At 70.9% G+C, this 13,427-nt stretch carries 13 protein-coding genes; 7 read left to right on the forward strand and 6 right to left on the reverse strand.

Annotation, left to right across the window (positions count from 1 at the left end):
- Positions 1-161 precede the first annotated feature (161 nt).
- Entirely contained in the window at positions 162-1,577 is a 1,416-nt protein-coding gene (locus tag FCL41_RS12125; protein ID WP_137067151.1) for a phospholipase D-like domain-containing protein, read from the reverse strand.
- A gap of 94 nt (positions 1,578-1,671) precedes the next feature.
- Complete coding sequence (locus FCL41_RS12130; protein ID WP_137067152.1) at positions 1,672-2,781, reverse strand: hypothetical protein; 1,110 nt, start codon at positions 2,779-2,781, stop codon at positions 1,672-1,674.
- Between the two features lie 119 nt (positions 2,782-2,900).
- On the opposite strand from FCL41_RS12130, the gene FCL41_RS12135 reads away from it, so the two are divergent.
- On the forward strand, positions 2,901-4,097 hold the full coding sequence (locus tag FCL41_RS12135; protein WP_137067153.1) for an endonuclease/exonuclease/phosphatase family protein: 1,197 nt from the start codon (positions 2,901-2,903) through the stop codon (positions 4,095-4,097).
- A gap of 49 nt (positions 4,098-4,146) precedes the next feature.
- On the opposite strand, the gene FCL41_RS12140 is transcribed toward FCL41_RS12135, so the two are convergent.
- Both FCL41_RS12140 and FCL41_RS12145 read right to left on the reverse strand, forming a co-directional pair.
- A complete protein-coding gene (locus tag FCL41_RS12140; protein WP_137067154.1) occupies positions 4,147-4,392 on the reverse strand; it encodes a DUF6752 domain-containing protein in 246 nt (81 codons plus the stop codon).
- Entirely contained in the window at positions 4,380-5,951 is a 1,572-nt protein-coding gene (locus tag FCL41_RS12145) for a class I SAM-dependent methyltransferase (protein WP_137067155.1), read from the reverse strand. The genes FCL41_RS12140 and FCL41_RS12145 overlap by 13 nt, the downstream gene beginning before the upstream one ends.
- A 70-nt stretch (positions 5,952-6,021) precedes the next feature.
- On the opposite strand from FCL41_RS12145, the gene FCL41_RS17650 reads away from it, so the two are divergent.
- The 6 genes from FCL41_RS17650 to FCL41_RS12175 all read left to right on the forward strand — a co-directional run bounded on the left by FCL41_RS17650 (position 6,022) and on the right by FCL41_RS12175 (position 12,505).
- Positions 6,022-7,080: a glycosyltransferase family 2 protein gene (locus FCL41_RS17650; RefSeq protein ID WP_137067156.1), complete on the forward strand. Its 1,059-nt coding sequence runs from the start codon at positions 6,022-6,024 to the stop codon at positions 7,078-7,080.
- A gap of 133 nt (positions 7,081-7,213) precedes the next feature.
- Positions 7,214-9,115 (forward strand): endonuclease/exonuclease/phosphatase family protein, encoded by a 1,902-nt coding sequence (locus tag FCL41_RS12155; protein WP_170970349.1) that lies wholly within the window; start codon positions 7,214-7,216, stop codon positions 9,113-9,115.
- 84 nt (positions 9,116-9,199) lie between these two features.
- Positions 9,200-10,462, forward strand: a complete 1,263-nt coding sequence (locus tag FCL41_RS12160) for a magnesium transporter MgtE N-terminal domain-containing protein (protein ID WP_137067158.1) — start codon at positions 9,200-9,202, stop codon at positions 10,460-10,462.
- A complete protein-coding gene (locus tag FCL41_RS12165; protein ID WP_137067159.1) occupies positions 10,459-10,977 on the forward strand; it encodes a DUF1003 domain-containing protein in 519 nt (172 codons plus the stop codon). Before FCL41_RS12160 ends, FCL41_RS12165 begins: the two co-directional genes overlap by 4 nt.
- A gap of 31 nt (positions 10,978-11,008) precedes the next feature.
- Positions 11,009-12,172, forward strand: coding sequence for an Mrp/NBP35 family ATP-binding protein (locus FCL41_RS12170; protein ID WP_137067160.1), 1,164 nt, complete (start codon positions 11,009-11,011; stop codon positions 12,170-12,172).
- A 3-nt stretch (positions 12,173-12,175) separates the two neighbouring features.
- Positions 12,176-12,505, forward strand: a complete 330-nt coding sequence (locus tag FCL41_RS12175) for a sec-independent translocase (RefSeq protein WP_137067161.1) — start codon at positions 12,176-12,178, stop codon at positions 12,503-12,505.
- Between the two features lie 27 nt (positions 12,506-12,532).
- Here the strand turns inward: FCL41_RS12175 and FCL41_RS12180 are convergent, their stop codons facing one another.
- Positions 12,533-13,090, reverse strand: a complete 558-nt coding sequence (locus tag FCL41_RS12180) for a hypothetical protein (RefSeq protein ID WP_137067162.1) — start codon at positions 13,088-13,090, stop codon at positions 12,533-12,535.
- Entirely contained in the window at positions 13,087-13,281 is a 195-nt protein-coding gene (locus tag FCL41_RS12185; RefSeq protein ID WP_137067163.1) for a hypothetical protein, read from the reverse strand. The genes FCL41_RS12180 and FCL41_RS12185 overlap by 4 nt, the downstream gene beginning before the upstream one ends.
- Between the last annotated feature and the right edge of the window lie 146 nt (positions 13,282-13,427).

Genomic DNA, 13,427 nt, shown 5'->3' on the forward strand with positions numbered 1-13,427 from the left:
CGAAGGCCGGGCGGTCCAGCGCCGGGGCCGCCCAGGGGAGGCCCGAATCCGGCGCAACGTGCCGTGGCAAGTATCCCTCACCTCGGCAATGACCCATCTCACACGACCGGCCCGAGGACACCCCGCGCGGGGTGCCCACGGGGGCCGGGGTCACTCCCGGGTCACTGGTCGCGCCACTCCTCGGAGTCCGTCCCGAGCCCGTCGCTGAGGGAGTAGCGAGGGGCCACGAGGCCGCGGGCGCCGCGGGCGTTGACGACCGTCCAGTTGAAGCCGTGCGTGTGGTTGCGCCACAGGTCGCCCCAGTTGTCGGCGTACTGCCGGTAGAGCGCGGGGCTGAAGATCCGCAGGATCAGCTCGTCGCCGTACTGGCCGCCGTTCTGGAAGTTGCTGGATCCGGTGACGACCATCTTCCGGTTGCGCACGCCGTCGTAGTGGCCGTTGACCATCATGATCTTGGCGTGGCTGTAGAGGTCGATCTCCTTGTCGCCGTCGGTGTCGAAGCCGGTGCTGCGGAAGGGCACACGACCGCGCTTGGTCGGACGGGCGAAGATGTCGCGCACCTTCTTGCCGGCGAAGCCGACGTGGATCTTGACGTCACAGCCGCGGTGGTGGAGGTCCCAGAGCTTGTTGGCGATCATCGCACCACGGTCACCGTCCCAGGCGTGCATGTTGACGCGGACGATCGTGCGGCCGGAGTTGGTCTTGGCGCCGGTGCACTTCACGGGCGCGAGCAGCTTGACGATCGGGTCGCGGGCACGGGTCCAGCGCGTCTTGCGCGTCGCCTTCTTGCGGGCGAACGGCATGACCTCGAGCTGGAACCGCTTGCCGATGGCGTACTTGCGGTAGGAGTTCTTGAGCACCCGGTCCGCGCGCATCTCGTCGAAGACCTCGTTGAGCACGCTGTGGAACCGCTTGTTGTCGTTGACCGTGAGCAGGTCGTTGAACTGGTTCAGCGAGCCGTTGAGCTTCATGTTGAGCGAGCCCAGCATCACGACGTGCTTCGCCCCGCCGGTGCGGGTGAAGAGGATGAACTTGCTGTGCTGCACGTCGCCGTCACCACGGCAGGCCGACTTGCACTGGTAGTGGAACTGGCGACGCTGGACGACCTTCTTGTGCTTCTTGCCCTTCTTGTCGGTCCAGGTGCGCGTGACGGTGCGGTTGCCCAGGGCCTTGCGCAGCTTGCGCTGCGCCGGGGGGAACTCGTGGTTGTTGACGATCACCTGCACGAAGACGCCGCGCTTCTTCGCGGCGATGAGGGCGTCGGCCACCTGGTGACGGTCGAAGGAGAACATCGCCATCTTGATGGTCGACCCCGGCTTCGCCCGGTTGATCGCGGCGATGACCTGGTTCTCCAGACGCAGCTGGCGCTCGCCGCCGACGCGCGGGGTGTTGAACTTGGCACCCGCGTCAGGCTTCCACGGCTTCTTCGCGGCGGGCACGGTCGACCCGGCAGGCGCCGCCTGAGCAGGCGCACCGAGCATGGCGCCGACGAGCGCCACCGGCAGGAGGATCGCGGCGACGCGCGCACACACGTTCCTCGTGCGGGCGCGGTCACGACGTACGAGCTGGCTGAACATGGCTACGACGATACCGAGGAATCGTCGTCAAGCAGATTTCGGCGACAGGACCATCCGGTGGCGCCCGGCGTGTCCGTCCTCGGCCCCACGCGCCTCAGGAGTTCCGCAGACGGTCCCATCTGCCGCGTACGCGAGAGAGCAGCGAGCCGTCGGCGACGGCAAGTGCGGGGGCGACCGCAGGGGTGGCATTGCGGGCGACCGTCCGGTCGCGGACGTCGTGGAGCATGGTGCCCACCAGCTCGGCGAGCGCGTCCGCCACCTCGAGCGGGGTGACCGACCCGACCGTGCGGTCCCCCGACGGAGAGGTGGGCCCGGCGAGCCTGGCGGGGTCGCCCACCACGTCGATGCCACGTTCGGTGACCAGCTGGTGGGCCCGCAGGCTCCGCTCGCGGCACTCCTCGAAGAGGTCGTCGTCGAGCAGCAGGCGGCCGCCCCCGGACTGGCGGGCGAGGTGGTCCTCCCCGAGGTAGCCACGCAGCCACTCTCCGCGCTCGAGGGCGGTGTCGAAGCCGGTGCGGTGGGCGTTGACCTTGCGCAACGCCTCGACCTGGACGACGCCCAGGGACTGGTTGAGCGGACGCTGCGGCATCACGCACCGACCCTGGAGACCGATCGTGCGGGCGAACTGGTGCCAGTGCTGGTCCGGTCCCTCGGACCGGTCGGGCACGGGCAGCACGTGGATGCGCTCGGCGTCGACCACCGGGAGCCAACGCCGCAGCACCTGCTCCAGGTCCCAGACCCACCAGCCGAAGTGGCCCCCCTGCTGGTCCCGCTCGGCGGTGCTGCGCAGACCGCGGACCGCACCGTTCTTGACCGACTCCTGCCACCCGGCGGCCAGCATGCCGGCAGCGTCGCGGGCGGTGACGACCAGGTGGATCTCGGCCGGAGCCAGCCGGTCGGCGGCTCGCTGCGCCTGCTCGGTCGTGGCGGCACTGAAGAACTCGTGGCTCAGCAGGACCGTGCCGGAGGCCGCCTCGGTCTGCGCCGCCAGCCGCTCCCACGCCCCCGTGGCGCGTGCGTCACGTCGGGCCAGGCTCGGGTCGTCCTGCATGTCGAGGGCGGCCCACAGGTGCTCACGGTGTCCACGGCCCGGCATGGTGATGCCCTCGGCAGCCAAGGCGTCGGTGTTGGCCCACAGGATCTGCTGGAGATAGGTGGTGCCGGTCTTGGGCAGGCCCACGTGCCAGTACACCCGCTCAGCCATCGGTCCTCCCTCATCTCGCCCGGGCCACGTCGTGTCGGGGCCCCAGGACGCGGTTGAGGCTACCGAACGGACTCCTCGACTCCCCCACCCTGCTCCGAGAATCCCGGTATCCTCGCCGGGTGACGGGACGCCAGCAGGCCGGGGCTGGCTCGGCGCGCCATCGCGCGACCGAGCCCTCTGCGCGCCGCGACCCCGCACGGCGTACCCACGTGTGGGGCGTCCGACTCGTCGTCGTCGGGTTGGTCGCCGGACTGGCGACGGTGCTGGCCACGGCGGTGCTGCCGCTGATCACCTCGCCGGAGGGGCGCGAGGCCTCCGTCTCGGCCGGCGTCGTGACCCGGCGTACGGACAACACCCAGGTCGACGTGAACACCCCGGCCGACCTGCGCGAGGCCACCCCCACGCCGACCCGGGCCCTCGGCCCTCCCGGCCTCAAGGTGCTGGACCGCAGGTTCCGCGAGCAGAACATGGTGCGCGTCGACAAGAAGGCCCTCCAGCCCTTCGACTTCCGCGTCGCCTCCTTCAACGTGCTGGGCGCCAGCCACACCCAGGGCAAGGGCGCCCGCAAGGGGTACGCCGGCTTCGCGTCCCGCACCCCGGGCGCTGTGGCGCTGATCGAGGCGCACCGCGCGAGCGTCGTGGGCCTCCAGGAGTTCCAGCACCCCCAGGCCCGTCAGCTCGCCGCCCTGCGCGGCAGCTCGTGGGGCGTCTACCCCGGGCTCCAGCTCGGTGAGGCCCTGTCGCAGAACTCCATCGCCTGGCGCACCGACACCTGGACCCTGGTCGAGGGCAGGACCATCGGGATCCCCTACTTCGGGGGACGGCCGGTGCAGATGCCGTACGTCCTGCTGCGGCACCGCGACTCCGGACGTGGGGTCTGGTTCGGCAACTTCCACAACCCCGCTGACATCGGTGGCAACCACGCCGGATGGCGTGCTGCCGCCGTCCGGATCGAGGCCGACCTCGCCAACCGGTTGGAGGCTGACGGCACGCCCGTCGTGATGACCGGCGACTTCAACGACCGGGCCGAGTTCGCGTGCCCGTTCAGCGCTCGCAGCGGCATGCACTCCCCCGACGGCGCGGCCACCGTCAACGGGGCCTGCCGTACGCCGTCACGGATGAGCGTCGACTGGATCTTCGGCAGCGCCACGCTGCAGTGGAGCGACTACGTCCAGGACTGGTCGAGCCGCGACCGACGTCTGAGCGACCACCCGATCATCGTGGGGACCGCGACGGTGCCCAGCGTCCACGACGCCTCGAAGTGCCAGCGGGCCAAGGCCCGGGCCGGCATGCAGATCTACTGCCCTCGACCGTGACGCGGTGGGGGCCGGCGGCTTCAGCCGCCGACCTGCCCTCACGCAGCCCTCACTGGGAGCTGTCGCGCCCCACGCGGTCTCCGGCCATCGTCGAGTCGACCTCGTTGCGGTAGCGGGCGAGGAGCTGACGCGCCCCTTCCTCGTCGCGCTCGGCCAGCGGCACGAGCAGCTCCGTCACCACGTCGACCAGCTCGGCGAGACGCATGTTGAGCTGCCGGCTCTCCTGGATCTCCTTCTCGAGCACCTCCACCCGTGCTCGGAGGTCCGAGTTGAGCAACCGCTTCACCTTGTCCATGACACCGCCATCCTGTCGATACTGACGCCAGCCGTAGCGGCGTTGCCGGCGACGCCGGCCTCCTCCTCCGACAAGCGGGCCAGGTCGACGACCTTCCCACCTGCCGCCGCCACGAGGGCGCGTACGTCCTCGGTGGAGCGGGCACGCAGCCCTCTCGCCGCGGAAAAGCTGGTCCTCGTCGTGTAGTACTGCAGGTACAGCGTGCCGGTGTCGCGCGCGACGAGCTTGGCGATCCTCAGCACACCCTCGCGGGCCAACGGCGTGGCCGAGTCGAGCAGGTGGTGCGCCATCAGCACGCGAGGGCCGGGACGACGTACCAGCTCGGCGCCGGTCGCCAGCGTCGAGCGCAGGTCACCGAAGTTGCACCAGAGGAAGTCGGGGTCCACGCCTTCGGCCTCGCTCTTGCGCATGGCCGAGCGCAGCGAAGGAGGGAAGTGGTCCAGGCCCACGGCGTCCAGGCCCTGGCCGGAGAGCCAGCGGGCGTCACCGCCGCCACCGCACCCCAGGTCGACGACGAGTCCGGCGTCGGGGTGCTGGGCGGCGACGTGGCGGGCGAGGCCGCTCGGCTTCGGCCCGGTGCCCTTGAGCCGTCCCTCGCGCAACGCCGTCCACCGCTGGTCCAGGCCGGCCCGCATCCCACGGAACCAGCCGTTGAGGCGGCGGTGGGTCGACTCGGGGGTGGTGAACTTGAAGGCAGGGTCGGGGACCCGCCACGAGGGGCCGTACATGGCCACCAACAGGTGCTCGGGCTCAGCGGGAGCCGGGAAGGTCCGGCCGGCGAGGGTGACCTCGCTGCGGGGATAGAGCCACTCGCGGCGGAAGGGCGCTCCGACCTCCCCCATCAGGTAGAGCATGTCGCCGAGCATGAAGCCCCCGAAGACGTCGAGGCCTCGCCGGGTCCCGTCGGCCTCGGCCACCGAGACCTTGAGGCCCAGGCCGCTGTAGCGGTCGACCGGGTAGCCCATACGCTCGAGGCGTCGCTGCAGCTGCATCGACTCGATGATCGCGTCGACCGGCGTGGTCGCGGAGCTGACGTAGCCGAGGTCGGCGTCGGAGTCGTGACCGATGAAGTTGCCCTGCCGCACAGCCCCCAGGAGCGTCCCGTAGGCGACGAACGGCTCGACACCGGCGGCCTCGAGGACCTGGATGACGGTCTCCATGGAGTCCAGCAACGGGGCGGTCTGGTCGGAGTCCTGGTCGCCGAAGAGGCGGCTCAGACGCATCGACTTGTCCAGCCCCATGGGGTTGCCCTCGGCGTCGGCGACGCGCACCTCCCCCTCGCCCGACCCCAGGACGGCGGTCGTGGTGGCCAGCACCTCGCCGGTGGCGGAGTCGGTCAGCGACACCTGCACCGTGCCGTCGAGGAAGCGCTTCAGCACCGGCGGCCAGGGCATCAGCCGCTGGTTGCCCCGGCCCTGCGTGTCACGCAGCAGCCAGAACGAGAAGACCCGCTTGCCCTCGAAGAGGACGTCGACGGGGACGTCCTCGGTCGTCACGAACGACACCCCCCGGTCGTCGACGTCGAGCCGCTGGACGCGTCGACCTGTTGTCATCTCCACCCGGCCAGCCTATCGGTCACGAACCTTGCGTCCGCGCCCCCGCACCCACCGCCCTCGGTAGAATGGGCGGGTGATCGTCACCGTCAGCACTGTGAAGGACCACCTGTCGAACGTGCAGCGGTTCGTGGAGGGCAACCTCGACGGCGGCGTCGACCACATGGTGGTCTTCCTCGACGCGCGCGCCCCCAAGGTGCGGCGGTGGCTCGACTCCCGCCCCGAGGTCACGGCCGTCGTCGCCGACCGGCCGTGGTGGGGCGGTCAGCGTCCTGCCCTGCTCAACCGCCGACAGAACATCAACGCCAACATGGCGCGCGTGGTCCTGGCCGACCTGGGGTGGGCGCAGTGGCTCTTCCACGTCGACGCCGACGAGGTGCTCCGGCTCGACCGCGACCAGCTGGCGCGGGTCCCTGCTGGCGAGCCGGCCGTGGGGGTCCCCCCGCTGGAGGTCGTGAGCGTCGCCGAGCCGGACGGCCCGCCGACGCTCTTCAAGCGCCTGCTCGACGACGACCAGCTCCACCTCCTCACTGCGCTCGGCCTGCTGGCCGAGCCCACCAACTCCCGCTACTTCCGCAGCCACGTCGCGGGCAAGGTCGGCGTCCGCCCCGGCGCCGAGGTGTGGCTCGGCATCCACAAGGCCACCGACGCGACGGGCCGCCGCCTCACGCTCGCGCTGCCCCCGGGCCAGGAGATGCTCCACTACGAGGCGTTCTCGCGTGAGGACTTCGTGCGCAAGTGGGTCGCGATGGTCGGCTCAGGCCCCAACGTCAACTTCGGCGCCCACCGGATGGGCCTGGCCAAGGCGCTGCGGGCGCTCGTCGACATGGAGCTGGACGACGAGACCCGGGCGCGTTACCTGGCACGGTTCTACGACCTCCACATGGCTGACCCGGCGGACGACCTCGAGGCGCTCGGCCTCCTGGAGCACCGCCCCCCGATGTCGCACGGGCACCAGCCGCAGGTCCTCGACGAGGCTCGCCGACGTGAGCTGCGCACGGCGCTGGAGGCGTGGCGTACGCAGGACAAGACGCGCCTCGTCCCCCCGAAGGACCCCACCAAGGGCGACGCCGCGCGCGGCGCCACCGGCAGCCTGACGGAGAAGGTGCGCAGCCGCCTGCAGCGCAAGGGCTGACCACCACGTCCGCGCCGGCGTGACGCCGGCCTCCTGACGCCTCGAGGCGTCATCTGGCGTCAAGAACACCACTCGCTCGTGCCACATGGGTCACACTGGGTGTTGCACTGCTGTCCCCGGAAGGCCCTCCCTCATGGTTCGACACCTCCCTCGCCTGCGCACCTGGCTGCTGCTCGCCGTGGTGCTCCTGCTCGTCGGCGCAGCCGCCCTCGTGCCTCGGGGCGACACCGGCGAACAGCCGACCGCCGCGTTGAGCAGCGGCGAGCCGACGGTCCAGCCTCCGGGCACGACCTCGTTCCGCATCGCCTCGTTCAACCTGCTCGGCGCGGGCCACACCGACGGCAAGAATCCCAAGCGCAAGGGGTGGGCCAACTCGGCCCAGCGGCTGAAGTGGAGCCGCCAGATCCTCGACCAGCAGAAGGTCGACGTGGTGGGCTTCCAGGAGATGCACGCCAGCCAGGTGCAGCAGTGGCCCGTCAACAACCCCGACTTCGAGTCGTGGCCGTTGCACAAGTACTCCCACGCCGTCGGGCACAACACCATCTCGTGGCGCACCAGCGTCTTCAAGATGGTCAAGGCCAAGACGATCATGATTCCGTACTTCAACGGCGTCGAGCAGAGGATGCCCTACGTCCTGCTCGAGCACATCGCGAGCGGACAGCGCATGTGGCTCTACAACGTGCACACCCCTGCCAACATCGGTGGCAACCACCAGAAGTGGCGCGACATCGGCTTCAAGCGCGCGATCGAGCTCGCCAACACGCTGCGCACCGAGGACCCGAACGTCCCGGTCTTCATGACCGGCGACATGAACGACCGTGAGAAGTTCTTCTGCCCCACCGCGGCGGGCACCGACCTCGTCGCCGCGAACGGGGGCTACGCCTCCGGCTCGACCTGCGTGCCCCCGAAGCCCATCCAGATCGACTGGATCATGGGCAGCCCGCCGGTCACCTTCACCGACTACGCCTCCGTGCGGACCCCGCTGGTCAAGAAGACCACCGACCACCCGGTGGTCGTGGCCACCGCCAACACCCCCTCCCGGGCCGTGCAGCAGAGCAGCATCTCCCGCGTCGTGGTGGTCACGGCCGAAGGCCTGCGCGCCTCCACGAGCAGCCAGATGGCCAAGCGCGGGGAGCTGCCCCAGGTCGCGACGCTGCGCGACTCCGGCAGCCACACCTTCAACGCGCGTACGGCCGTCGAGTCCGCCGCACCGCTGCCGAACCTGCTCTCGCTCCTCACCGGGCGCCCGGTCGCCAAGGCCAACGCCGGGCACGGGGTGAACAAGAACAAGTGGAAGGGCACCGTGCACCGCGCGTCCGGGCGCTACGTGCCCTCGGTCTTCGACCGGGTCCACGACAGCGGTCGACGCACGGCGCTCTTCGCGAGCTCGTCGGTCGTCGCACCGATCAGGCTCTCGTACAACGCCAAGAACGGCGCCCTCGACCCCTACGGCAAGAACAACGGTCGGCGCAAGATCGACGGCTACAAGATCGCGGGTTCGGACCGCAAGGCCGTCAAGGCCTTCCGCGACAGCAAGAAGCCGGCCGCCTACACCCACATCCACCTCAGCGCCCCGCGCGCCGCTGGCGAGAAGCACGGCTTCGGGTCGGCGAAGTACCGCAAGGCGGTCAGGCAGTTCGACCGCAACCTGGCGATGGTGCGTCGCACCATCAACACCGCCCCGGCCTACCGCGGCAAGACCCTGCTCGTCGTCACCGCCACCGGAGGCGGCGACAAGCGCTCGGGCACCGACCGCCTCGCACCCCAGACCTACAAGGTGCCGCTCTTCGTGACCGGTCCCGGCATCCCGGCCGGACAGTCGCTCTACACGATGAACCCCGCCTGGCTGTGGCCCGCAGGCGACCGCGTGGCCTACTCGCGCCGCCCGATCACCACGGGCGTCGTGGGCAACCTCTCGCTGGCGGCGCTGCGCCTGCCGGCGCTGGGCGGGTCGACCCTCAACCCCGCCCAGGACTTCAACGTCCTGCAGCTGCCCACCACGGCCTCCACCCCGAGCCCCGCACCCGCGCGCTGAGTGCCGTGCGGCGGTCCGCGGGCGCGGGCCGCCGCCGGGCGTGCGTCCACGGCGCGGGCGCCGCCAGACGGTAGCCTGTGGCGCGTGAGCAGCTCCCCCAACCGTGTCTTCGCGGCGCGACTCGTCGGTCTGCCTGTGTTCGACCCTCGTGGCGACCAGGTGGGCAAGGTGCGCGACGTCGTCGTGGCGTTGAGGTCGGAGTACTCCCAGCCCCGTGTGCTCGGACTGGTCGCCGAAGTCTTCGGCCGCCGCCGGATCTTCGTGCCCATGACGCGGGTCACCGCCATCGAGGGCGGCCAGGTGCACACCACCGGACTGCTCAACATGCGTCGCTTCGAGCTGCGCCAGGCAGAGACCCTGATCGTCGGCCAGATGCTCGACCGACAGGTCACGATCCGCCCCACCGGCATCACCGGCACCGTCTACGACATCGGCCTGGAGCAGGCCCGCAACCGCGACTGGGTGGTCTCGCGAGTCGCCATCCAGGAGCCGGGCAAGGGGCTGCGCCGACGCGGCCAGACCCACATCGTCGAGTGGCGCGACATCGAGGGCCTCACCCGCCGTGAGGACACCCAGGGCGCCACGCACCTGCTCGCCGCGCTGAGCGACCTGCGTCCGGCCGACGCGGCCGCGGTGATCCACGACCTGCCGCGCGAACGGCGTACGGCCGTCGTCGCCGGCCTCAACGACGAACGCCTCGCCGACGTGCTGGAGGAGCTCCCGGAGGAGGACCAGGTCGAGATCCTGCAGCTCCTCGACACCGAGCGTGCCGCCGACATCCTCGAGGAGATGTCGCCCGACGACGCCGCCGACCTCATCGCCGAGCTGAGCCCCGAGACCGCGGCGACGCTGCTCGCGGCCATGGAGCCCAACGAGGCCGAGGACGTGCGGCGACTCATGTCGTACGCCGAGAAGACCGCCGGCGCCATGATGACGCCGGAACCGGTGATCCTCTCCCCCGACGCCACGGTGGCCGACGCGCTCGCCCACGTGCGCAACCCGGACCTGACCCCGTCGCTGGCCGCCCTCGTCTACATCTGCCGCCAGCCCCTGGAGACGCCGACGGGCCGCCTCCTCGGCGCCGCCCACATCCAGCGGCTGCTGCGCGAGCCCCCCTCCACCCTCGTCGCGGCCGCGCTGGACGAGTCGATGGACCCGCTGCGCCCCGACGCCACCATCGACCAGGTCGCCGCCCACCTGGCCACCTACAACCTCGTGGCCGCCCCGGTGGTCGACGAGGACGGTCGCCTGCTGGGCGCCGTCACGGTGGACGACCTGCTCGACCACATGCTGCCCGACGGCTGGCGTGACCACGCGCCGCGACGGACCGCGGGAGGCATGCCGTGAGCGACGCGCGCGACCGCCTGGACCAGCCCCGGGAGGTGCGCCGCTCCCTGCGCCGCCACCGGGGCGACGACGACCGCTTCGGGGTCTTCGCCGAGCGCTTCGCCCGGTTCATGGGCACGGCGCGGTTCCTGGCCTGGATGACCGCCTTCGTCGTCGTCTGGATCGGTTGGAACTTCCTCGCGCCGGTGGACCTGCGCTTCGACCGCTACCCGTTCATGTACCTGACGCTCATCCTGAGCCTCCAGGCCTCGTACGCCGCGCCGCTCATCCTGCTGGCGCAGAATCGGCAGGAGCAGCGCGACAAGGTGATCGCCGAGCAGGACCGTCAGGCGAACGCCCGCGGCCACGCCGACATGGAGTTCCTGGCCCGTGAGGTGGCGTCGCTGCGGATGACGGCCGGAGAGATGGCCAGCCGTGACTTCATCCGCTCGGAGCTGCGCGGCCTGCGTGACGACATCGAGGACCTCACGCGTCCAGAGCCCGAGCAGGTCCGCGAGGGACGTCCGGAATCGTGACACCAGGGGTCGACTCGTAGAATCGGTCCACATGAGCACCCCCACCCTCGAGCAGGTCAACTCCGCACTCGCCGGAGTCAACGACCCCGAGATCAAGCGCCCCATCACCGAGCTCGGCATGGTGGACGACGTGGTGATCACCGATGCCGGCGTGGTCAACGTCAAGGTCCTCCTGACCGTGGCCGGGTGCCCCCTCAAGGACACGATCAACCGCGACGTCACCGCTGCCGTCACCGCCGTCCCCGGCGTGACCGGCGTGGAGCTCGAGCTGGGCGTCATGACGCCGGAGCAGCGCGCCGCCCTGGGTGAGACGCTGCGCGGCGGCCAGGCCCAGCGCGAGATCCCGTTCGGCCAGCCCGGCAACCTGACCAAGGTCTACGCCATCGCCAGCGGCAAGGGTGGTGTCGGCAAGTCGTCGGTCACCGTCAACCTGGCCCTCGCGCTCGCTGCCCAGGGCATGAAGGTCGGCATCGTCGACGCCGACATCTACGGCCACTCGGTGCCCGCGATGCTCGGGGTGGCCGACACCCGACCCACCCAGGTCGACGACCTGATCATGCCCGTCCCCACGGCCTCGGGCGTCTCGGTCATCTCGATCGGCATGCTCAAGCCCCGCCGCGACCAGGTGGTCGCGTGGCGCGGACCCATGCTCGACCGGGCGCTGGTGCAGATGCTCGCCGACGTCTTCTGGGGCGACCTCGACGTCCTGCTCCTCGACCTGCCGCCGGGCACCGGCGACGTCGCCATCTCGCTCGGCCAGCACCTGCCGAGCGCGGAGGTCATCGTGGTCACCACGCCACAGGAGGCCGCTGCCGAGGTCGCCGAGCGCGCCGGCACGATGGCCTCGATGATGCACCAGCGCGTCATCGGCGTCGTGGAGAACATGGCCTACCTCCCCTGCCCCCACTGCGAGGCGGAGGGCAAGGAGCACAAGCTGGAGATCTTCGGCTCCGGCGGTGGCGAGCGGGTCGCCCGAACCCTGTCGCAGCGCTTCGGTTACGACGTGAAGGTGCTCGGCTCGCTGCCGATCGACGTCAGCCTGCGTGAGGGCGGCGACGACGGCAAGCCCGTCGTGGAGTCGAACCCGACCTCTCCGGCCGCCGAAGTGATCCACCGGATCGCCCGCGACCTCAGCGGACGTGGCCGAGGACTGGCTGGAATGCAGCTGGGATTGACACCGACGAGTAAGTTCTGACCCATGTTCGGAATGGGGCTGACAGAGCTGGCTGTCATCGCACTGGTCGCCGTGATGGTCTTCGGCCCTGACCGCCTGCCTGAACTGGCGAAGCAGGCGGGCCAGATGGTCAAGAAGGGCCGTCAGATGGCCAACGCGGCCCGGGACGAGCTCCGCGAGGAGCTCGGTCCGGAGTACGCCGACCTCCAGCTCCGCGACCTGGACCCGCGCGCCCTCGTGCGCAAGCACATCTCCGACGTGCTGGCCGAGGACGACGAGGTCGCTCCGGCCAGCGCAGCGACGGCTCGCCTCCCGAAGGGCCAGACCCCACCCTTCGACGTCGACGCCACCTGACCCGCACCAGCCTGACCGCGAGCCGGGTCAGACCACGCCCGAGCGGTCCTCGGTGCGCACTGCCCCGACGGCCTCCAGCGCCACCAGGGTGACGGCGTCCGGCCCTTCTCCGAGCTCGACGAAGTCACCACCCACGCGCCTCAGCACGCCCTGGAGCGTGCTGCCGTCGACCAGGTGGACGGTGCACTCGAGGCGGTCGTCCGCGATCCGACGCAGTGGCGACCCCAGACCGACGGTGTCGATCCTGCTCCACGCCAGCCGTGGCAGGGCGCGCTCCGAGAGTCCCTGGGCCCACAGCAGGGCGACGGAGCGCACGGTCCATCGCACCTGCGCTGCCGTCACCTGGCACCACTGGTCGCCCACGCGCCTGAGCTGGCCACGAACCGGTCCGACTCCCCGGAGTCCCAGGACCACCTCGTGGCCCACCGATGCCATGAGACGGCCCTCGAGCAGGACCGCCTGGTACTCAGCCCGACTCCGGTCGGCCACCTCGGCCGCCCTCTCCAGGTGGTGGAGCGTCTCCGCGTGCGCCTCCAGATCCTCCAGGACCTCGAACATCGCCCGCTCGGAGGAGTCCTCGCTCACGACGGCCGGCCCCGGCGTCGCGGCTCGCGAGCCCGCACCCGCAGCACGAGCACCGTCCAGAGGGCCAGGGCGACGGTGGCGCCGCACCACCCCGCGACGGCCCACCAGCTCGTCCCCGCGGAGGCGACCATCACCAGCACGACGACCGCGGCCGCCGTCGCGACGTGGATCCACTGCACCTGCTCGGACATGGCGTTCCTCCTCACCCCCACGCCCACGGCGGACGTGGCCCCAGCCAACTGGGGTGCGGGAGCCTCGTGCAACCTCCCACGCTCCTCGACCCCCCGGTGGCGACGGTTCCCCCAAGTGGGGGACGTGAGGGCCCGGGCGGGCCGAT

Origin of the sequence: Nocardioides jishulii (assembly GCF_006007965.1) — a bacterium.
Taxonomy (GTDB): Bacteria; Actinomycetota; Actinomycetes; order Propionibacteriales; family Nocardioidaceae; genus Nocardioides; species Nocardioides jishulii.

Bases quoted from the DNA above. Each gene is read 5' to 3' on its own strand.
- FCL41_RS12125 (WP_137067151.1), bottom strand. From the start codon at position 1,577: ATGTTCAGCCAGCTCGTACGTCGTGACCGCGCCCGCACGAGGAACGTG.
- FCL41_RS12130 (WP_137067152.1), bottom strand. From the start codon at position 2,781: ATGGCTGAGCGGGTGTACTGGCACGTGGGCCTGCCCAAGACCGGCACC.
- FCL41_RS12140 (WP_137067154.1), bottom strand. From the start codon at position 4,392: ATGGACAAGGTGAAGCGGTTGCTCAACTCGGACCTCCGAGCACGGGTG.
- FCL41_RS12155 (WP_170970349.1), top strand. From the start codon at position 7,214: ATGGTTCGACACCTCCCTCGCCTGCGCACCTGGCTGCTGCTCGCCGTG.
- FCL41_RS12170 (WP_137067160.1), top strand. From the start codon at position 11,009: ATGAGCACCCCCACCCTCGAGCAGGTCAACTCCGCACTCGCCGGAGTC.
- FCL41_RS12175 (WP_137067161.1), top strand. From the start codon at position 12,176: ATGTTCGGAATGGGGCTGACAGAGCTGGCTGTCATCGCACTGGTCGCC.
- FCL41_RS12185 (WP_137067163.1), bottom strand. From the start codon at position 13,281: ATGTCCGAGCAGGTGCAGTGGATCCACGTCGCGACGGCGGCCGCGGTC.